This window comes from Mycobacterium sp. G7A2 (assembly GCF_041902445.1).
In the GTDB taxonomy this organism is placed as follows: domain Bacteria; phylum Actinomycetota; class Actinomycetes; order Mycobacteriales; family Mycobacteriaceae; genus Mycobacterium.
This window is the reverse complement of sequence record NZ_CP169251.1, coordinates 305,020-324,354: the sequence shown is the minus strand read 5'-3', so window position 1 is coordinate 324,354 and position 19,335 is coordinate 305,020. Positions and strand designations below refer to the sequence as shown.

The window sequence follows — 19,335 nt, the reverse complement described above, 5'->3', positions numbered from 1 at the left end:
GCCCCGAGTAGGCCGAGCCGCGCAGGTCGCAATTAGCTCACGATTCCGCATCGTCACTCTAGTCACAGCATTCACTTCATTAACATCGAGGTCGTACGAAGATCCAGACGCTCCCCGACGGTCACCGCACCGGTTGGCCGCGGCAGGAGGGCTGCATCTTTACGTCCAGATATTGAGGAGACTTCCGTGCCGAACCGACGTCGACGCCGGCTCTCGACCGCCTTGAGCACAGTCGCCGCGCTGGCAGTCGCGAGTCCAGTGGCCGTCGTGGCCCTGTCCGACATCTCCGAGCGTCAGCCGCAGCACCGCGAGTTCGTCCAGGCCGCCAGCATCACCGACCTGCCCGGCGAGTTGATGAACGCCCTGTCGCAGGGCCTTTCGCAATTCGGCATCAACCTGCCGCCGATGCCGACCGGCCTGCTGACCGGGACCAGCCCGGCACCGACGACGGTGACGCCCGGCCTGGGCACCCCGGGGTTGACTGCGCCCGCGCTGACCACCCCCGGTCTGACCGCACCGACGCTGACCGATCCGGGCCTGGCCAATCCCGCGTTGACCAACCCCGGCCTGACCAGCCCCACCGGTGTCGCCCCCACGCTGACCGACCCTGCGCTGGCCTCTCCGGACCTGACCGCCCCCGGCGGACTGACCACCCCGGGCGTGACGCCGACGCTGACCGATCCGGCGGTGACCGTGCCCGGACTCAGCACACCCCCCGCGTTGACCGACCCGACGCTGGGGGCGGCCCCGATCTCCACCTCGGCACTGCCCGCCACCGGCGAGATCCCGATCTCGGCGCCGGTCGGTCTGGATCCCGCGCTGGGCGCCTACCCGATCCTCGGCGATCCGTCGCTGGCGGCCCCGGTGGCACCGGCCAGTGGGGGCCTGCTCGGTGACCTGACCAGCGCCGCGAACTCCCTCGGCGCCGGTGAGGCGATCGACCTGCTCAAGGGCATCGTGATGCCCGCGATCATGTCTGCGGTCAAGCCGCCGGCCGAAGCCGCGGCACCGATCGCCGGGGCGGCCGCCGAGGCCGCCGCACTTCCGGCGGAGGCCGCTGTCACCCCTGGTCTGTAACCGGCACGCGGACAACGAAGTCCTGCCCCCTGACGGCACCGCAGAAGCATCCGCTCTGCGGTGCCGTTGCCGGTCGAAGTTGGTACCCGTTTTTGCCGTGTCGAAACACCAGCACCATCTAGCACATACGTAACATCGCCCTGTGCCGTGCCGCCGACCCGCACCATCGATCCTGTTCACCGCGATAGCGGCGACGGTGATGCTGCTGCCCTGGGCGATCAACGGCATTCCGGAGGACTCCGAGACGCCGGCCGTGGCCGCGCCCACGATGGTCCAGCAACCCCTGGCCGACCTCGGCGGCGGCGAGACGATCCGCGAGATCCACCAGGACACCCCGTTCTCCCTGGTGGCGCTCACCGCCGCGGACCTGACAGCCACCAGCGCGCGGGTGCGCGCCAAGAAGGCCGACGGTTCCTGGGGGCCCTGGTACGAGACCGAACAACTCCAGGGCGTGGGCGCCGATCTGCCCGGCCCCCGCGGCACCGAGCCCGTCTTCGTCGGCCGCACCACCACGGTCCAGATCGCCGTGACCCGACCGGCCGACGCCCCGCAGACCTCGCCCGCCCCGCCCCGCCGCGACGATTCCGGGGACGACCGGCCCGAGCTCGGCTACGTGCCCGCCACCACCGAGCAGCCGTTCGGCCAGAACATCAACGCGGTGCTGATCAGCCCTCCGCAGGCACCCGCCGACCTGGCGCCGTTGCCCAACGCCGCCACTCCGCCGGGACGCCCGCCGGCCATCATCGGTCGAAGCCAATGGGGCGCCGACGAATCGATGCGCTGCGGGCAGCCCCGATATGACGCCCGCATCCAGGCCGGCGTCGTGCACCACACCGCTGGCAGCAACGACTACACGCCGCAGGACTCCGCCGGGATCATCCGGTCGATCTACGAGTACCACACCCGCACGCTGGGCTGGTGCGACATCGCCTACAACGCGATGGTCGACCGATACGGGCAGGTCTTCGAAGGCCGCGCCGGCGGGATGGCCCGACCGGTGGAGGGCGCACACACCGGCGGGTTCAACCACAACACCTGGGGCGTGGCGATGCTCGGCGACTTCGAGGTCGACCCGCCCACCCCGATCCAGCTGCGCACCACCGCCCGCCTGCTCGGCTGGGTACTGGGGGTGGCCGGTGTCGATCCGCTCGGGACGGTCGTGCTGCCCTCGGAGGGCGGCTCGTTCACCAAGTTCCCGCTCGGTGCTCCCATCACGCTGCCGACCATCTTCACCCACCGCGATGTCGGCATCACCGAATGCCCGGGCGACGCGGCCTACGCGCTGATGGGGCAGATCCGCGACATCGCCGCCCGGTTCAACGATCCCCCGGGTCCGTCGCAGTTGGCCGAGCAGCTGCGCGGCGGAGCGATCTTCGCCAAATGGGAGGCGCTCGGAGGCAAGGACAGCTACCTCGGTTGGCCAACGTCTCCCGAGGCGTTCGGGCAGGGCACCAGCCGGTATGTCACGTTCGAACGCGGCGCCATGTACTGGTCCCCGGAGACCGGGGCCGAACCGATCACCGGCGAGATCTACACCGTCTGGGGATCGCTGGGCTTCGAGCGTGGCGCGCTGGGGCTGCCGACCAGCTCCGAGATCGCCGAACCGCAGTGGATCGTGCAGAACTTCCAGCACGGCACCCTGAACTTCGACCGCGAGAAGGGCACCGTGGTCCGCGTCCTCGACGGCGTTCCCGTCGAACTGCCGAGCACCGAGTCCGGCTTCGCGCCGATTCAGCTGGAGCGGTTCACCCCGCCGACCAACCCGGCCTGACCGCCGCTCAGGGCCACCACCGCTCCAGAACGCGCGCCACTCCGTCGTCGGCGTTGGTGGCCGTCACCTCGTCGGCCGCCGCGACCGCGTCCGGGTGGGCATTGCCCATCGCCACGCCCAGTCCGGCCCAGCCCAGCATCGGCACGTCGTTGGGCATGTCACCGAACGCGACCACCGCGGCGGCCTCGATACCCTGCGGGCGGGCCACCTCCTCGATCCCGGTGGCCTTGCTGATGCCCAGCGGCACCACCTCGATCAGCCCGTTGTTGGTGGAGTACGTGATGTCGCCCTCGGTGCCGATGTGCTCGAGCAGCGCCGCCGCCATGTCGGCGCTGCGCGCCCCGGCCTTGCGGATGAGCAGCTTGACCGCCGGGGCGCTCAGCAGATCCTCGACCGACACCTCCGTGTTGTCGGGGTTGAGCCAGGCGTGCTCGTAGCCGGGCGAACTGACGAACTGCGGGGTCGCGGCGTCGTGAGCCGAGCGCCCCACCCGTTCCACGGCGAGCCCGGCGCCCGGGATCACCCGCGTGGCGATCTCGGCGAGGCCGGCGAGCGCCTCGGCGGACAACGTGCGCGCCGAGACGATCCTGTCGGCCGACGGGTCGTAGAGCACCGCGCCGTTGGCGCACACCGCCATCGGAGCGAAGCCCAACTGATCCACGATCGGCGTCACCCAGCGCGGCGGCCGGCCGGTGGCCAGCACGAACTGCACCCCCGCCGAGACCGCGGCGTGCACAGCCGACCGGGTCCTGGCAGTGACCTTCTCGTCGTCGTCGAGGAGTGTGCCGTCGACATCGGTGGCGATGAGCTCAGGGGTCATGGGCGCTCGGCCCGCCTGCGTGCCCGCTCCGCGAGCTCCTCGGCGTCGAGGACCTTGGCTTGCTCGGGGGTCGGCGCAGAGCCGCCCAGTCGGCGTGGCACCCAGAACGCTCCCTTCGGCCGGGGATAACCGGCTTGCACATCATGCAGCAGACGCGTCATCTCCGCCCGCAGGGCGGCGTCGAGCGCCTCCACACTGCCCTCAGGCGCCAGCGGATCGCCCACCGCGACGCTGACCGGGGTCTTGGTCCGGCCCAGCGCCCGCGGGTGGTCTTTGGTCCATTTCCGGTGAGCGCCCCAGACGACCAGCGGGACGATCGGCACCTGCGCCTGCAGCGCCATCCGGGCGGCACCGGTCTTGAACTCCTTGAGTTCGAAGCTGCGGCTGATCGTGGCCTCCGGATAGACCCCGACGATCTCACCGTCCCGCAGTGCCTGCACGGCCGCGGCGAACGCTTCGGCCCCGGCCTGCCGGTTGACGGGAATGGTCTTGGTGTGCCGGATCAGCCAGCCGATGACCGACACATCGGCCATCTCGGCCTTGATCATGAACCGCATCCGGCGACCCCGGTTCTCGGCGGCCAGCGCCGCGGGAAGCCAGTCCACGTAGCCGGTGTGGTTGATGGCGATGACCGCACCACCTGACCTGGGCAGGTGGTGCAGCCCGTGGTAGGTGATCCGCGTTCCGGTGGCCCGGACCACCGCGTGGGCCGCGATCTCCAGCGTGCGGAAGACCGGCTCCATGGCGCGCCTAGCCCGGCGCCCCGGTGGAACCGTCACCCGCCTGCGGCGGCTGCGCCCGTCGCGCGGCCTTGGCCGCTGCTTCCTCGGCGTCCATCCGGTTGGCCTCGGCCAGCGACGGCGCCCCGCCGCCCATCCGGTGCGGAACCCAGAACTCACCGGGCGGGTGCGGGCCGTACGCATCCTGGACCTGCTCGAGCAGGTGCTGCATCCGCGAGTGCAGCAACGCGGTCAATTCCTCTGCCGGCAGTGTCGGCTCGATCGGCTTGCCGACGGCCACCGAGATGGGCACCTTGGGCCGGCGCAGATTCTTCGGGTGCCCCTTCGTCCAGATCCGCTGGGCACCCCAGACGATGTGCGGCACGATCGGCACCCCGGCGGCGATCGCCATCCGCGCGGCCCCGGATTTGAACTGTTTGATCTCGAAGCTGCGGCTGATGGTCGCCTCGGGGTAGACGCCGACCAGCTCACCCTCCTTGAGCATGCGGCACGCCGCTTCGAACGACGCCGCCCCGCTGTCCCGGTCGACCTCGATGTGGCGCAGGCTGCGCATGATCGGCCCGGTGATCTTGTGGTCGAAGACCTCTTTCTTGGCCATGAAACGCACCTTGCGGCCCAGATGCTGCCGGTAGGCGGGCAACCCGGCGAAGGTGAAGTCGAAGTAGCTGGTGTGGTTGATCGCGACCACGGCACCACCGGTGCGCGGCAGGTTCTCCACACCGGTCACGGTGAACGTCAGCCCCTGGGCGCGCCAGACCAACCGGGCCAGCTGGATGACTGTGCCGTATACCGGTTCCACAGTCGCCAGCGTAATCCGACGACCGGCTCACCAGAACGACGGGGCCCATCGGACAGGACTAAGCTGCGATGCGGAGTACGCAGCTGTTCAGACGATCCGCGACAGCGTCGTCGAGGGCGTATCGAAGGGGTATTTGTGCAGGTCACCAGCGTCGGACACGCCGGATTCCGGATCGACACCAAGGCCGGGTCCATCCTGTGCGACCCGTGGGTCAACCCGGCCTACTTCGCGTCGTGGTTCCCGTTCCCCGACAACAGCGGGTTGGATTGGGCGGCGTTGGGCGACGTCGACTACCTCTACGTCTCCCACCTGCACAAGGATCACTTCGATCCGCAGAACCTGCGTGAGCACGTCAACAAGGACGCCGTGGTGCTGCTGCCCGATTTCCCGGTGCCGGACCTGCGTCGCGAACTGGAGGGACTCGGATTCTCCCGGTTCTTCGAGACCACCGACTCGGTCAAGCACCGGGTGAGCGGACCCAAGGGCGACCTGGACGTGATGATCATCGCGCTGCGCGCCCCGGCCGACGGGCCCATCGGGGACTCGGGACTGGTCGTCGACGACGGCGAGACGGTCGCGTTCAACATGAACGACGCGCGGCCGGTCGACCTCGACGTGCTCCACACCGACTTCGGCCAGATCGACGTGCACATGCTGCAGTACTCCGGAGCCATCTGGTACCCGATGGTCTACGAGATGCCCGCCCGCGCCAAGGAGGCGTTCGGAACGCAGAAGCGCCAGCGCCAGATGGACCGCTGCCGCCAGTACATCGCCCAGGTCGGCGCCACGTGGGTGATCCCGTCGGCCGGGCCGCCCTGCTTCCTGGACCCGGACCTGCGCGACCTCAACGACGACCACGGCGACCCCGCCAACATCTTCCCCGACCAGATGGTCTTCCTCGAGGAGATGCGGGCGCACGACCACCACGGCGGGTTGTTGATGATCCCCGGCTCCACCGCCGATTTCCGCGGCGCACAGCTCGATTCGCTCACCCACCCGCTACCTGAGGGCGACGTGGAGGCGATCTTCACCACCGGTAAGGCGGACTACATCGCCGACTACGCCGAGCGGATGGCGCCGGTGCTGGCCGCCGAGAAGGCCCGGTGGGCACCCGCGCAGGGCGAGCCGCTCCTCGAACCGCTGCGCGAGCTGTTCGAGCCGATCATGGTGCAGAGCGATCAGATCTGCGACGGCATCGGATACCCGGTGGAGCTGCGGCTCGACGGTTCCGGCCACTCGGAAACCGTGGTCATCGACTTTCCGAAACGCGCTGTGCGCGAACCCATTGCGGATGAGAAGTTCCGCTACGGTTTCGCGATCGCGCCGGAGCTGGTGCGCACCGTGCTGCGCGACCGCGAACCGGACTGGGTGAACACGATCTTCCTGTCCACCCGATTCACCGCCTGGCGGGTGGGCGGTTACAACGAGTATCTGTACACGTTCTTCAAGTGCCTGACCGACGAACGGATCGCCTACGCCGACGGGTGGTTCGCCGAGGCGCACGACGACAGCGCGTCGATCACGCTGGACGGCTGGGAGATCCAGCGCCGGTGCCCGCACCTGAAAGCCGACCTGTCGAAGTTCGGTGTCGTCGAAGGCGCCACGTTGACCTGCAACCTGCACGGGTGGCAGTGGAATCTGACCAACGGACGGTGCCTGACCACCAAGGGCCACGAGTTGCGGTCGGCCAAGGCATGAGCGCCCCCGCGCGGCAGTTCTACGACGACGGCCGGATCCAACTGGATCGGGAGGCGTTGACGTTGCGCCGCTACCACTTTCCGTCCGGCACCTCGAAAGTCATCCCGCTGCGCGACATCCGCAGTTACCGGGCCGAGCCGTTGGGGTTGTTCCTGCAGCGGTTCCGCCTGTGGGGCAGCTCGGATCTGCGCCGCTGGCTGCCGCTGGACATCTACCGGCCGATCAAATCGACGCTGGTGACCTTCGACGTCGCCGGTTCGTTCCCCGACCCGGCGTGTACCCCGGTGCGCCCCAAGGAGTTCCTGGCCCTGCTCGACGATCTGCTGCCGAGTTAAGACCGCCGCGCGCGGTGGATCAGGCCGGCGCCCACGCCCGCCCCGACGGCGACGCTGACCATGACGGCCGACCCCGCCGCGGCACCGATCGCCACTGCTCGATTCTCCGGACGGCCGGCACGCACCGCGTCGCGCGGATCCCACGGGTCGTAGACGACGGCGATCTCGTCACCGACCCCCGGTGCCCCCGGCGCCCACCACCGCACCACGGCCACCGACCGGGACCCTCGATAATTGGCGAACTCGACCGAGACCGAGGTGACGTCGCTGTCGACGACCCTCGCCTGGGTCGCCAGGCCGTCGCGGTCCAGGTACCGGCCGTAGGCCCACGTCCCGTAACTGAACGCGGCCAGCAGCAGCGCCGCGAACAGCGCTGCGGCGGTGACCGCCCACAGCAGCAGCGCCCAGTACCGCGGCGGCGTCATCGCCCGCGCAGCAGCGTCGCTTCCAGCACGCTCTGCAGTCCCCGCATCGTGGCCTGCCCCGCCGCCGCCGCGGTCCGGCGCCACACCCCGGCCGGAGCGGGCACATCGACCTGGACCGGGTCGCCCACCTGCACCACACCGGGACCGGTGACGTCGGCGTAGACCCCGAGAAATCGGTCGGTGGCCTGCGCCAGGCGCCTGGTCAGTGCGCGATCCGGTGGCAGCCCGGGCTGGGCCCGGGTCGGCACCACGCACCGGATCGTCGGATTGGTCACCCGCACCGTCACCGCACCGACGGTGACCTCCGCGCCGACCCAGCCGCTCTCGGGGTAGCCGCCGCCCGGCTGCGTGACGTCCACGAGCACATTCGGCCGGAATCGACGTACGTCGTAGGGCAGGCCCTCACCGGCCAGCGACGCCAGGCTGGTGGTGCTGAGCAGGTGGACCGGGCTGAGATCGACGAATGTCCCCGGCGGGGTGGCGAAGCGGGCCAACGTCAGCATCTGCCTGGTGGAGAACACCGATGTGTCGGGCAGCGCCTCGGTATCCGACAGACCGAAGTCGCTGCGCACCTCGCTGGGCGCGAAACCGGCACGGCTCTGGCGAATCGACAGCCGGTGCAGGCTGACGTCGCCGGCGGCCGGCAGCGACGTCAGGCGCACGTCACGGTCGGCCACCGCGGACAGCGCAGCGTCGACGCCGGGATCGGCGCTGGACACCTCGGTGCCGTCGGGCAGCGTGATGATGACCTCGGGGGCGTTGCCCGGTCCGGCGTCAGGTCCGGGTTCGGCGGCGTAGCGCGCCGAACAGCCCAACAGGGCGGGCACTTTGCGCGCCGACGCGGTGATGTCGCGTTCCACGTCGCGGACCGCCCACAGCCGGTCGGCATGCACGCCGCGCCGGTCGATGCGGAGCCGGTCGACCGGTGCGCCGCCCATCGACTTCACCGGGAAACGCCACAACTGCACCACCGACGCGGTCATGGGCAACCCTAACCGGCTCAGCGCGCCGGGGTCAGCACCTCGGCGCCCACGTAGGGCACCAACGCCGCGGGAACCCGCACGCTGCCGTCGGGCTGCTGGTGGTTCTCCAGGATCGCCACCAGCCAGCGGGTGGTGGCCAGCGTCCCGTTGAGCGTCGCGGCGGTCTGCGGCCTGCCGTTCTCGTCGCGGTAGCGCACCGCCAACCGCCGCGCCTGAAACGTCGTGCAGTTCGACGTGGAGGTCAGCTCGCGATAGGTCTTCTGAGTCGGCACCCAGGCTTCGCAGTCGAACTTCCGCGCCGCCGACGACCCGAGGTCCCCGGCGGCGATGTCGATCACCCGGTAGGGCACCTCGATGTGGGCCAGCATCTGGCGCTGCCACCCCAGCAGCCGCTCGTGCTCGGCCTCGGCCTCCTCGGGACGGCAGTAGACGAAGCCCTCGACCTTGTCGAACTGGTGCACTCGGATGATGCCGCGGGTGTCCTTGCCGTAGCTGCCGGCCTCGCGCCGGAAGCACGACGACCAGCCGGCGTAGCGCTTGGGTCCCGCCGACAGGTCCAGGATCTCGTCGGCGTGGTAGCCGGCCAGCGGGACCTCCGAGGTGCCGACCAGGTAGAGGTCGTCGGCCTCGACGCGGTACACCTCGTCGGCGTGGGCGCCGAGGAACCCGGTGCCGGCCATCACCTCGGGCCGCACCAGCACCGGCGGGATCATCAGCGTGAACCCGTTGTCGACCGCGACGCGCACCGCGAGCTGGAACAGTCCCAGCTGCAGCAGTGCTCCGACACCGGTCAGGAAGTAGAAGCGGGAGCCGGACACCTTCGCACCGCGCTCCATGTCGATCAGCCCGAGCGACTCCCCGAGCTCGAGGTGGTCTTTGGGGTCCGTGATCGCCGGCGGTTCGCCCACCGTGTCGAGCACCACGAAGTCGTCCTCGCCGCCGGCGGGCACACCGTCGATGATGACGTTCGAGATCGCCATGTGCGCCGAGGTGTAGGCGCGCTCGGCCTCGGCCTGCGCCGCCTCGGCCGCCTTCACCTTCTCGGCCAGGTCCTTGGCCGCGGCCAGCAGAGCGGGCCGCTCCTCGGCAGAAGCCTTGCCGATCTGCTTGCTCGCCGATTTCTGCTCGGCGCGCAGGTTGTCGGCCGAGGAGATCGCCGCCCGGCGGGTGGCGTCGGCCGCGGCGAGCGCGTCGACGAGACCGGCGTCCTCCCCGCGGGCCTGCTGCGAGGCCCGCACCACATCGGGGTTTTCGCGAAGCACCTTGAGGTCGATCACGGCCAGAACCCTACGGGGTGAGCACCCCGCCCGGCACAACCGCATCACGTTACAACTGCATCTCTTGGCACAGCACCTGACACGCCTGTCACAATGGAGCGCGATGGCGGAGGGACCCGAACACATGCACGACGAATCCGGGGCGAACCACGGACAGGCGCAGGCGCCGAAAGCGCGGTGGTGGCGCAGCCTGCAGGCGGAGTCGACCCGGCGCGCGTTGCTGCTCACCGCGCTCGGCGGACTGCTGATCGCCGGCGTGATCACCGCGCTCCCGCAGTCCGAGCGCAGCAGCGGGCTGACCGCCAACGCGATCTCGCTGGGCCCACGCGGCAACGACACCTTCGATCACGCGAAGGCAGGCGACTGCCTCAGCTGGCCAGAGCGCACCCCCGATGCCGCCGAGATCGTCGACTGCGCCGCCGAGCACCGGTTCGAGGTCGCCGAGTCGGTGGACATGCGCACCTTCCCCGGCAGCGAATACGGCCCCGAGGCGCCCCCGCCGTCCGCGGCGCGCATCCAGCAGATCAGCCAGGAACAGTGCTCGGCGGCGGTGAAGCGTTATCTCGGCCAACGTTTCGACCCCAACAGCCGGTTCACCATCAGCATGCTCTGGTCCGGCGAGAAGGCCTGGCGCACCACCGGGGAGCGCCGGATGTTGTGCGGCCTGCAGTTACCCGGTCCGAACAACCAGCAGCTGACGTTCACCGGCAAGGTCGCCGAGATCGACCAGTCCAAGGTGTGGCCCCCCGGAACCTGTCTGGGCATCGACCCGGCCACCAATCAGCCGACCGACATCCCGGTCGACTGCGCAGCCCCGCACGCGATGGAGGTCACCGGCGCGGTGAACCTCGCCGAGCGTTTCCCCGACGCGCTGCCGCCCGAGCCGGAGCAGGACACGTTCATCAAGGACACCTGCACCAAGATCACCGACGCCTACCTGGCCCCGATCGAGTTGCGCGAGACCACGCTGACCCTGGTGTACAGCACCATCTCGTTGCCGAGCTGGTCGGCGGGTAGCCGCCAGGTCTCCTGCAGCATCGGCGCGACGCTCGGCAACGGTGGCTGGTCCACGCTGCTCAACAGCGCGAAGGGGCCGCTGTTGATCAACGGTCAGCCGCCGGTGCCGCCGCCGGACATCCCGGCCGAGCGGCTCAACCTGCCGCCCATCCCGATCCCCGACGAATCCCCGTCCCAGTCGTCGTCGCAGTCCTCGCAGTCGTCCTCGCAGGGGTCTCAGTCGTCGCAGGGGTCCCAGTCCAGCGACAGCCAGAGCGATCAGACCCAGCATCTGCCGCAGCTGGCCACCGGTGGCGGGGCCCCGCAAACCGAGCAGGCTCCCCCGGCCGACGGCCCCGCCCCGAGCGGCAACACGTTCCTCAACGGTCCGCCACCGCCGCCGCTGCCACCGCCCGGTGACGTCGCGGCGCCCCCGCCCGCCGATGCGCCGCCGCCCGCCGATCCTGCTGCGCCGGCGCTGCCGCCGCCACCGCCGGCGCCTGCCCCCCTGCCGCCGCCACCGCCGGGGATGTAGTCCGGTGGCCGTGCGGATGAGCCCGCAACGGTTCGAGGAACTGGTCGGTGACGCACTCGACCTGATCCCGCAGCAGCTTGCCGCGGCGATCGACAACGTGGTGATCCTGGTCGCCGACCGCAATGCCGAGGAGCCCGACCTGCTGGGACTCTACGAGGGTGTTGCGCTCACCGAACGGGACTCGTTCTACGCCGGGGCGCTGCCCGACACCATCAGCATCTACCGCGAGGCATTGCTGGACGTGTGCGACAGCGAGGCGCAGGTGGTCGACGAGGTCGCGGTCACGGTGATCCACGAGGTCGCCCACCACTTCGGCATCGACGATGAACGCCTGCACGAACTCGGCTGGGCGTGAGGCGAAAGGCTGCGCGCGGCAACCTGATTCTGTCGGCGACAGGTGCTATGAACGGATCATGACCGAACAGTGCCGCGCCTGCCGGGCGGGCTTGGAGCACTGTCACGGTGCGTTGATCCACCATCCGTACCGCCGTGACGAGTGCACCGAGCCCGACTGCTTTGTCACCGATGTCGCTCATGCATTGCACCTGGACTGTGACGCGGTGGGCTGCACGTGCGACGTCGCGGTCGCGGTGTCAGCCCATCGGGTCGGCTGACACCGACGCGCCGCCGTCGCGCACCGTGACCGCGCTGGGTTCGGGGTGAAACGGCGGGCTCGCCGTGCCCCACTGCAGGCAATCCCACCGCTGTCCGTCGACCGGGGCCAGCACCACCGACTCGGTGTTGGCCAGGTGGTGGTCGATCGCGAAGGCCCCGTCCACGTCGCCCAGGACCGCCGCCACCAGCCGGATCGCCGCGCCGTGGCTGACCACGACGATGTCGTGGTGCCACCCGTCGTCATCGAGGTACTGCCTGCGAAGCCGGTCGAGGACCGGCAGATAACGTTCCAGGACCTGGTGGCCGTTCTCTCCGCCGGGCAGCGCCAGGCTCAGTTCGCCGCCGTGCCAGCGCCGGTAGGTGCCGTTGAACTCGTCGTGGGCAGCCTCGTCGCTGCGGTTCTCCAGGTCACCCACCTGGACCTCGTGGATTCCGTCGAATTCCTGCAGCCCGTGCACGACGGCCGGGGCCGCGGCGTGGACCTCGCCGGCGGTCTGCACGGCCCGGGTCGCCGTCGAGTGCACGATCAGTCCAGGCGGTTCGGCCAGAGCTGCCGCGAAGCCCCGAGCCTGCTCGCGGCCGAGGTCGGTCAGTTCGGCACCGGGCGGCCGGGTGTCCAGGCGCCGCGCCACATTGCTGTGCGACTGGCCGTGCCGCACCAGTACCAGCCGGCCGCTCACGGGTGTCCCTCGCGCAACCCGTCGAGCCATGCTGTCGCCTCGTCCATCGGGGGCGGCACCGCGCCGGCGACCTCTCCGGTCGGCCACGAGCCCAGGTAACGGACGTCGGCGCAGCGCCGGTGCAGTGCGCGCAGCGCCTCGGCGACCGAGTCGTCGTCGATGTGTCCGACGAAATCCAGGAAGAACATGTAGGTACCGAGTTCCGTGCGGGTGGGTCGGGACTCGATGCGGGTCAGGTCGATGTCGCGGATGGCCAGTTCTGTCATCGCCGCGACCAGCGCCCCGGGCGCGTTGTCCAGCCGCAGCACGACCGAGGTGCGGTCCGCTCCGGTGCGCTTCGGTGGCCGGGCGGGCGCGCCCACGAGTACGAACCGGGTGCGCGCGTTGGCCTCGTCGACGACGTCGCCGGCCAGGGCCTGCAGCCCGTACCGCTGGGCCGCCAGCGCGGTCGTGACGGCGGCGTCGGCCTGACCGGCGGCGACGTCCTTGGCGGCGGCGGCATTCGAATTGGCCGGCACCAGTTCGGTTTTGGGCAGGTGGGCGGCCAGCCAGTGTTTGACCTGGGCGGCGGCCACCGGGAAGGCGGCCACGGTCCGCACGTCACCGGCTGCGGTTGCCGGTCGCACCGCGATGGTGAACGACACCTCGAGTGTCAGCTCGGCGAAGATCTGCAGCGGTGCGTCAGCGGCGAGGCTGTCCAGTGTCGGGGACACCGACCCGTCGATCGAGTTCTCGATCGGCACGACGGCGTAGTCGGCGTCTGCGGCACGCACCGCGGCCAGCGCGGCGACGGTGCTCTCGGTGGGAATCGGAGTCAGCGGCGAGGGATCGAGCGTCTCGGCGGGCGGGATCAGGCCCTGCGCCTCGATGGCACGCAGCGCCGCCTCGGTGAACGTTCCTTCGGGGCCGAGATAAGCGATGCCGGGCACCGCACCAGCGTATCCGGTCGGCCCGGTAATGCCGTTCCGCTGCGGGAAAGCCTTGCATCGCCGGCGGACATCGAGTTAAGTTAGCCTCACCTTACCAACAGAAAGGTGTTGCGATGGCCGCTTCCGCACCGACTTCGGCGCCCACCACAGCGGAACGGATCCGCAGCGCCTGTGTCCGCGCCGACGGGGCGATGCTCGCGGTGGCCGGGGGCGACCCCACCCCCACCCCCGTGCACCACCTGCTCGACGACGGCTCGTTCGTGGTCGTGGCACCCGACGACGCCACGCCCGGAACCGTCCTCTCTGCCACCGCGTGCGCGGGTGCCGCCGGGGTACCCGCCGTGCTCGAGATGACCGACTACGCGCCGCTTGCGCTGCGTGAACCGGTGCGCGCGCTGGTGTGGATCCAGGGCCGACTCAGACAGGTGCCGGCCGGTGAGCTGCCCGCGCTGCTGGACCGCGTCGCCAGCGCCGACCCCAACCCCGCTCTGCTGCAGGTCAATTCGGACGAGTCCAACATCGGGCCGGAAGGCGACGTCCGGCTCGCCCTTCTGCGGCTGCAGATCGAATCCGTGGTGGTGGCCGATGCCACCGGCGCCGAGTCCGTGCCTCCGGCGGCCCTGCTGACGGCCCGACCGGATCCGTTCTGCGCGATGGAGTCCTGCTGGCTGCAGCATCTCGAGGCCGCACACCACGACGTGGTGGACCGACTGGCCGCCCGCCTGCCGAGCGCATTGCGCCGGGGGCGGGTCCGGCCGCTGGGCCTGGACCGCTACGGCGTCCGGTTGCGCATCGAATCCGCCGACGGTGACCACGACGTCCGCCTGCCGTTCACCCGACCGGTCGACGACGTGACCGCTCTCAGCCAGGCGATCCGCGTGCTGATGGGCTGCCCGTTCCTCAACGGGCTGCGCGCCCGCGGCGCCTGACCGCTGCCGGAGACCGCGGCCTTTCCCGGGGGCGGCTACCGTGGCTGCGGTGACCGGCCCGACCGACGAGCTGACCGATGAACAGCGACGTGCGCTGCGCATCGAGATCGCCGTCGTCCTGGCGGTCACCTTCGCGCTCAGCGCCTACACGTCGCTGCTGAGCCTCATCGAAAGTGTCCTGTTGGGGCTGTCGGGCCAGATCGTGGCGCTCAACCCACGTCGCTCACCGTTCGACCTCATCGACCTCGGCCTCAATCTCGCCAGTCTGTTCCAGTTGCTGGCCTGGGGCGCGCTGGCCGTCTACCTGCTGTGGCGAGGCGGCGACGGGCCCGCCCGCATCGGCCTGGGCCGGATCCGTTGGCGCGGCGACGTACTGGGCGGGCTCGGGTTGGCCACCCTGATCGGAGTGCCGGGGCTGGCGCTCTACCAGATCGCGCGCGTCCTCGGTGTCAACGCAGCTGTCGAACCGGCCGAGCTCAACGACACCTGGTGGCGTGTCGCGGTGTTGCTGCTGCTGTCGTTCGGCAACGGCTGGGCCGAGGAGGTCATCGTCGTCGGGTTCCTTCTGACGCGGTTGCGCCAGCTTCGCGTCAACCCCTGGCTCGCCCTGCTGATCTCGAGCCTGCTGCGCGGCGTCTACCACCTCTATCAGGGGTTCGGCGCCGGGCTGGGCAATGTCGCGATGGGACTGGTGTTCGGTTACGTCTGGCAGCGCACCGGGCGCCTGTGGCCGCTGATCATCGCCCACACACTGATCGACGCGGTGGCATTCGTCGGATATTCCCTGCTGGCAGGCCGGCTGGGCTGGCTTCAGTAGTCCCCGGCGGCGCGTACATTCTTGCTGTGACCGACGAGCGGCCGCCGTATCCGGGGTTTCGCCGACCCCCGGCAGGCTTCCCCGAGCGTCGGGAGCCCCCACCGGCGATCCGTCGCGACCCTCGTCACCAGCCGCCTCCGCCTGCACCTCCGCCGCCGTATCGGCCACCGCCACCGCCGCAGCACCACCGGCCGCCACCGCCACCGCCGGGACCCGCGCGGCGGCCCGCGCCGCCGCGTCGCCCGGCGCCCCCTCCTCCGCGACCCCCTCGCTCTGCGCAACCTGCTCCCCCACCACCGGCACCCCCGCAGCGACCCGCGCCGCCGCCGCGTGCCCGGCGCAAAACCGGACGCCTCCGCCGCTTCCTTCGGGTGGCGCTGGTCTGTGTGCTGCTGGCAGGCGTCGCGCTGGTCGGCGCGGCGTTCTGGGTGGATTCGACGATGACGCGCGTCACTGCGCTCACCGACTACCCCGACCGACCGGCCCAGGGCGCCGGCACCACCTGGCTGATCGTCGGCTCCGACAGCCGCATCGGACTGACCCCGGAGCAACAGGCCCAGTTGGCCACCGGCGGCGAGGTCGGCGAAGGACGCACCGACACCATCCTCGTGGTGCACCTGCCGGCCCTGTTCTCCGATTCGACGGCCACCATGGTGTCCATTCCCCGCGACTCCTATGTGGAGATCCCGGGCTACGGCAGCGACAAGATCAACGCCGCCTTCGCCGTCGGCGGGCCTCAACTGTTGGCGCAGACCGTGGAGCAGGCGACCGGCCTGCGCATCGACCATTACGCCGAGGTCGGCTTCGGGGGTTTCGCCGGACTGGTCGACGCGGTGGGGGGCGTCGAGATGTGCCTCAGTGATCCGATCACCGACCCGCTGGCCGGGATCGACCTCCCCGCCGGCTGCCAGCAGCTGGACGGCCAACAGGCCCTGGGGTTCGTCCGCAGCCGCGCCACGCCCCGCGCCGACCTCGACCGCATGGTGCATCAACGTCTGTTCATGGCCGCACTGATCCACCGGGCGGCCAGCCCCGCGGTGTTGCTCAATCCGCTGCGCTGGTACCCGCTGGCCAGCGCTGCCGGAGCCACCCTCAGTGTCGGCGACGGCGACCACGTCTGGGATCTGGCCCGCCTGGCGTGGGCCCTGCAGGGCGACCCGACGACGGTCACGGTTCCGATCGGCGAGTTCACCGAGAACGGCTCGGGGTCGATCGTGGTCTGGGACAGCGACGCCGCGCAGCGGCTGTTCGGCGCGCTCGCCTCGGACTCCTCGGTGCCCGCCGACATTCTGCAATCGGGCACGCCCTGAATTCAGCAAACCCCTTGCCGTATTGTGCCCATCGTCACGCTGGCGACCCTAACTTAGGAAACGCTCTCCTGCATTAGGCCTACCTCAGTCAAAAACAGCATCTGAGCTGCGATAGTCTGCGCGCATGACGAACCTCGCAGTCGACCGCGCACTGGATTCGAAGTTCCACCACCTCCTGCAGGACCAGATCGGCAGCGAACTCGGCGCGTCCAACCAGTACCTCGCGATCGCCGTCTACTTCGACGGCGAGGACCTGCCACAGCTGGCCGCGTTGTTCTATCGCCAGTCGGTCGAGGAACGCAATCACGCGATGATGCTCGTGCAGTACCTGCTCGACCGCGACCTGCCGGCCGAGATCCCCGCCCTCGAGCCGGTTCAGAACACCTTCGCCGCGCCGCGGGAGGCCCTCGCGTTGGCGCTCACACTCGAACGCGCGGTCACCGACCAGATCAGCCGCCTCGCGGCCACGGCCCGCGACGAGGGCGATTACCTCGGCGAACAGTTCATGCAGTGGTTCCTCAAGGAACAGGTGGAAGAGGTGGCGCTGATGACGACCCTGCTGCGGATCGCCGAACGGGCCGGGACCGATCTGTTCCATCTCGAGGACTTCGTGGCGCGCGAGGTGTCGGCACCGGCCTCAGATCCCGCCGCACCGCGAGCAGCCGGCGGCGCGCTCTAATCGCGGCCCGCCCCCGTCAGTCCGTTCTGCAGCCACGTCTTGGTGCGGCCCGGGTGGTTCGTGGCCACCCACGCCACCCCGAGATCCCGGCAGTACTGCACGTCCTCGTAATGGTCGACGGTCCAGCAGTACAGCGCGCGCCCCTGCGCTGCGGCGCGATCGACCAGTTCGGGATGCTCACGCAGCGTCGCGATCGACGGTCCGACGGCGGTGGCGCCGACCGTCGTCGCTGCGCTGCCACCCAGGTAGCGGGAGGTGTCGCCGAGCAGCACCGTCGGCAGTAGCGGCGCCGCCCGGCGGATCCGCCACACCGCCGCGGCAGAAAACGACATGACCACCGCACGCGACAGATCCGCCGAGGCGGGTGAGGCGATGCCGTAACGATGCAGCAGGGCCAGCACCTTGCTCTCGACCAGCGCGCCGTAGCGGACGGGGTGCTTGGTCTCGATGAACATCTTCACGGGACGGTTCCAGTCCAGCACCAACGAGACCAGGTCGTCGAGGGTGAGCAGGCCGGTGTCCCCGTGGCTGCCGTCCGCACGCCAACTCGGGTGCCACGACCCGTACTCCAGGTTCCGCAGTTCGGCCAGCGTCATCTCGCTGACCAGCCCGCTCCCGGTCGAGGTCCGGTCCAGGCGACGGTCGTGGACGCACACCAGGTGCCCGTCCCTGGTCAGCCGGACATCACACTCGACGCCGTCGGCCCCTTCGGCAAGGGCGCGCTCGTACGCCGCGCGCGTGTGTTCGGGGCGATCCGCTGACGCGCCGCGGTGCGCCACCACGAACGGATGGTTGCCGACCGTCGGGCCCGGGCTCATACCGCTATGCTGCCGGGTCTTGCCCTTCGGGCTCAACCGCACGCGCGGAACGGGAGTCTTTCGGGTTCGGCGGCTCGGCGGCCACCATGACCCACCGGTGGGCGGGTTTCTCCACCGGCTGGCGTTCGAAACCGAGGAAGACCTGCAGCGCCAGCAGCACCGCCGCCATGCCGAACAGATAGGCGACGATGGTCGCCATCGTGTTGTCGGCGATTCCCTGGGCGTCGGTGGTGAACGCGGTCGCCGTCGAGAAGGCCGAGACTCCCGTGGCAACCAACCAGGCCAGCCACCACACCACGATCGGCCGGCGAAGCCACCGCTGTCTGGCTTCCACGTCGGCCAGCTCGATGACGAAGGTCGGCGCCCAGGCCAGGTTGAGCACCGGGATCAGACAGCCGGCCCGCAACGCCCACGTCGGTCGTGGGTCCTGCTGACCGCGGTGCGCGTAGGCGGCGGCCCGCCGGGCGATGAGCCAATTGGTCAACACCACCGCGCTCGCCACGACCAGGAAGGCGGCCAGGACACTCACGACGATCCCGCCCCACGTCGCCGCCCCGGCCACCCAGGGATTCAACAGGACACTGCGGTTGATGATGAGCAGCACGTAGCGCACCAGGTGCACGAATGCCGCAGCGCCCAGCACCGCAACGGTCGCGAGCAGAACCTTGCGCACCGCGGCCGCAGAGGGACCCGAGCGCGCCACCTGCTTCTCTTCGGGGGTATCGAAATGCTCGACCAGGCCCCAGCGCGGAATGCTCAGATACCGCGGGGTCGGGCCCAGGTCGCGTCGCCGGCCGCGGGGCGGCGGCGGAGCGCCGGGACGTACCGCCACCCAGCGGTAGCCGGCGGGCAGTAGCGGGCCGGTGCGGCGCGGGCCCTGCTGCGAGGACCCGGCCTGCGCGGGCGGGCCCCACTGCGACTGGGGTGCGGCGCCCGACGGCGCAAGCAACGTGCCGTGGCAGCGGGGACACCACACCCGCTGCTTGTCACGGACGTTCCACCGCGTCCCGCACTGGGAGCAGACCTGGATCACCGGACCAGCCTAATGGCGGCCCCGCCGGGCGTCAGAAATCACGTGGAAGAGATCCGGTGACGGGTCGCG

General features: G+C 70.3%; 21 protein-coding genes. 11 read left to right on the top strand and 10 right to left on the bottom strand.

What is annotated here, in order from left to right; genetic code table 11:
* The first annotated feature begins 186 nt into the window (after positions 1-186).
* Positions 187-1,077, top strand: coding sequence for a hypothetical protein (locus tag ACEWX3_RS01550; RefSeq protein WP_207065307.1), 891 nt, complete (start codon positions 187-189; stop codon positions 1,075-1,077).
* A 199-nt stretch (positions 1,078-1,276) separates the two neighbouring features.
* Complete coding sequence (locus tag ACEWX3_RS01545) at positions 1,277-2,848, top strand: N-acetylmuramoyl-L-alanine amidase (RefSeq protein ID WP_373889021.1); 1,572 nt, start codon at positions 1,277-1,279, stop codon at positions 2,846-2,848.
* Between the two features lie 7 nt (positions 2,849-2,855).
* Here the strand turns inward: ACEWX3_RS01545 and ACEWX3_RS01540 are convergent, their stop codons facing one another.
* The 3 genes from ACEWX3_RS01540 to ACEWX3_RS01530 are packed head-to-tail and all read right to left on the bottom strand — an operon-like array spanning position 2,856 to position 5,207.
* A complete protein-coding gene (locus ACEWX3_RS01540) occupies positions 2,856-3,668 on the bottom strand; it encodes an HAD family hydrolase (RefSeq protein ID WP_207065309.1) in 813 nt (270 codons plus the stop codon).
* Complete coding sequence (locus ACEWX3_RS01535) at positions 3,665-4,411, bottom strand: 1-acyl-sn-glycerol-3-phosphate acyltransferase (RefSeq protein WP_207065310.1); 747 nt, start codon at positions 4,409-4,411, stop codon at positions 3,665-3,667. Before ACEWX3_RS01535 ends, ACEWX3_RS01540 begins: the two co-directional genes overlap by 4 nt.
* Before the next feature lie 7 nt (positions 4,412-4,418).
* Positions 4,419-5,207, bottom strand: a complete 789-nt coding sequence (locus tag ACEWX3_RS01530) for a 1-acyl-sn-glycerol-3-phosphate acyltransferase (RefSeq protein ID WP_207065311.1) — start codon at positions 5,205-5,207, stop codon at positions 4,419-4,421.
* Positions 5,208-5,342: 135 nt separating this feature from the next.
* Between ACEWX3_RS01530 and ACEWX3_RS01525 the strand changes: the two genes are divergently transcribed.
* Together ACEWX3_RS01525 and ACEWX3_RS01520 are read left to right on the top strand one after the other, a co-directional pair.
* A complete protein-coding gene (locus ACEWX3_RS01525) occupies positions 5,343-6,905 on the top strand; it encodes a Rieske 2Fe-2S domain-containing protein (RefSeq protein ID WP_374158525.1) in 1,563 nt (520 codons plus the stop codon).
* Complete coding sequence (locus tag ACEWX3_RS01520) at positions 6,902-7,240, top strand: hypothetical protein (protein WP_207065313.1); 339 nt, start codon at positions 6,902-6,904, stop codon at positions 7,238-7,240. Before ACEWX3_RS01525 ends, ACEWX3_RS01520 begins: the two co-directional genes overlap by 4 nt.
* Here the strand turns inward: ACEWX3_RS01520 and ACEWX3_RS01515 are convergent.
* The 3 genes from ACEWX3_RS01515 to serS are packed head-to-tail and all read right to left on the bottom strand — an operon-like array spanning position 7,237 to position 9,925.
* Positions 7,237-7,665, bottom strand: a complete 429-nt coding sequence (locus tag ACEWX3_RS01515; RefSeq protein WP_207065314.1) for a DUF3592 domain-containing protein — start codon at positions 7,663-7,665, stop codon at positions 7,237-7,239. The genes ACEWX3_RS01520 and ACEWX3_RS01515 overlap by 4 nt on opposite strands.
* Positions 7,662-8,648 (bottom strand): MOSC domain-containing protein, encoded by a 987-nt coding sequence (locus ACEWX3_RS01510; protein ID WP_374158524.1) that lies wholly within the window; start codon positions 8,646-8,648, stop codon positions 7,662-7,664. The genes ACEWX3_RS01515 and ACEWX3_RS01510 overlap by 4 nt, the downstream gene beginning before the upstream one ends.
* Before the next feature lie 17 nt (positions 8,649-8,665).
* Positions 8,666-9,925, bottom strand: coding sequence for a serine--tRNA ligase (gene serS / locus ACEWX3_RS01505; RefSeq protein WP_207065316.1), 1,260 nt, complete (start codon positions 9,923-9,925; stop codon positions 8,666-8,668).
* Between the two features lie 124 nt (positions 9,926-10,049).
* Between serS and ACEWX3_RS01500 the strand changes: the two genes are divergently transcribed.
* From ACEWX3_RS01500 to ACEWX3_RS01490, 3 genes are read left to right on the top strand one after another with little or no spacing between them, the layout of a single operon-like run.
* Positions 10,050-11,456 (top strand): septum formation family protein, encoded by a 1,407-nt coding sequence (locus ACEWX3_RS01500; protein ID WP_221359132.1) that lies wholly within the window; start codon positions 10,050-10,052, stop codon positions 11,454-11,456.
* 4 nt (positions 11,457-11,460) lie between these two features.
* On the top strand, positions 11,461-11,811 hold the full coding sequence (locus ACEWX3_RS01495; protein ID WP_207069459.1) for a metallopeptidase family protein: 351 nt from the start codon (positions 11,461-11,463) through the stop codon (positions 11,809-11,811).
* Positions 11,812-11,869: 58 nt separating this feature from the next.
* Positions 11,870-12,070, top strand: coding sequence for a hypothetical protein (locus ACEWX3_RS01490; RefSeq protein WP_207069458.1), 201 nt, complete (start codon positions 11,870-11,872; stop codon positions 12,068-12,070).
* Here ACEWX3_RS01490 and ACEWX3_RS01485 read toward each other — a convergent pair.
* Together ACEWX3_RS01485 and pheA are read right to left on the bottom strand one after the other, a co-directional pair.
* Positions 12,050-12,751, bottom strand: coding sequence for a histidine phosphatase family protein (locus ACEWX3_RS01485; RefSeq protein ID WP_221358916.1), 702 nt, complete (start codon positions 12,749-12,751; stop codon positions 12,050-12,052). The genes ACEWX3_RS01490 and ACEWX3_RS01485 overlap by 21 nt on opposite strands.
* Positions 12,748-13,680 (bottom strand): prephenate dehydratase, encoded by a 933-nt coding sequence (gene pheA, locus ACEWX3_RS01480; RefSeq protein ID WP_221358914.1) that lies wholly within the window; start codon positions 13,678-13,680, stop codon positions 12,748-12,750. Before pheA ends, ACEWX3_RS01485 begins: the two co-directional genes overlap by 4 nt.
* Before the next feature lie 113 nt (positions 13,681-13,793).
* Between pheA and ACEWX3_RS01475 the strand changes: the two genes are divergently transcribed.
* The 4 genes from ACEWX3_RS01475 to ACEWX3_RS01460 all read left to right on the top strand — a co-directional run bounded on the left by ACEWX3_RS01475 (position 13,794) and on the right by ACEWX3_RS01460 (position 17,415).
* A complete protein-coding gene (locus tag ACEWX3_RS01475) occupies positions 13,794-14,609 on the top strand; it encodes a DUF2470 domain-containing protein (protein WP_207069455.1) in 816 nt (271 codons plus the stop codon).
* Positions 14,610-14,658: 49 nt separating this feature from the next.
* Positions 14,659-15,426, top strand: coding sequence for a CPBP family intramembrane glutamic endopeptidase (locus tag ACEWX3_RS01470; RefSeq protein ID WP_374158523.1), 768 nt, complete (start codon positions 14,659-14,661; stop codon positions 15,424-15,426).
* A 26-nt stretch (positions 15,427-15,452) separates the two neighbouring features.
* Entirely contained in the window at positions 15,453-16,736 is a 1,284-nt protein-coding gene (locus ACEWX3_RS01465; protein WP_374158522.1) for an LCP family protein, read from the top strand.
* A gap of 124 nt (positions 16,737-16,860) precedes the next feature.
* The gene (locus tag ACEWX3_RS01460) at positions 16,861-17,415 is read left to right on the top strand and encodes a ferritin (RefSeq protein ID WP_374158521.1); all 555 of its coding nucleotides are present in this window, start codon (positions 16,861-16,863) and stop codon (positions 17,413-17,415) included.
* Here the strand turns inward: ACEWX3_RS01460 and ACEWX3_RS01455 are convergent.
* Positions 17,412-18,233, bottom strand: coding sequence for a glycerophosphodiester phosphodiesterase (locus ACEWX3_RS01455; RefSeq protein ID WP_207068647.1), 822 nt, complete (start codon positions 18,231-18,233; stop codon positions 17,412-17,414). The two genes, ACEWX3_RS01460 and ACEWX3_RS01455, sit on opposite strands and share 4 nt — an antisense overlap.
* 4 nt (positions 18,234-18,237) lie before the next feature.
* On the bottom strand, positions 18,238-19,266 hold the full coding sequence (locus ACEWX3_RS01450) for a DUF4328 domain-containing protein (RefSeq protein ID WP_221358910.1): 1,029 nt from the start codon (positions 19,264-19,266) through the stop codon (positions 18,238-18,240).
* Positions 19,267-19,335: the final 69 nt, after the last annotated feature.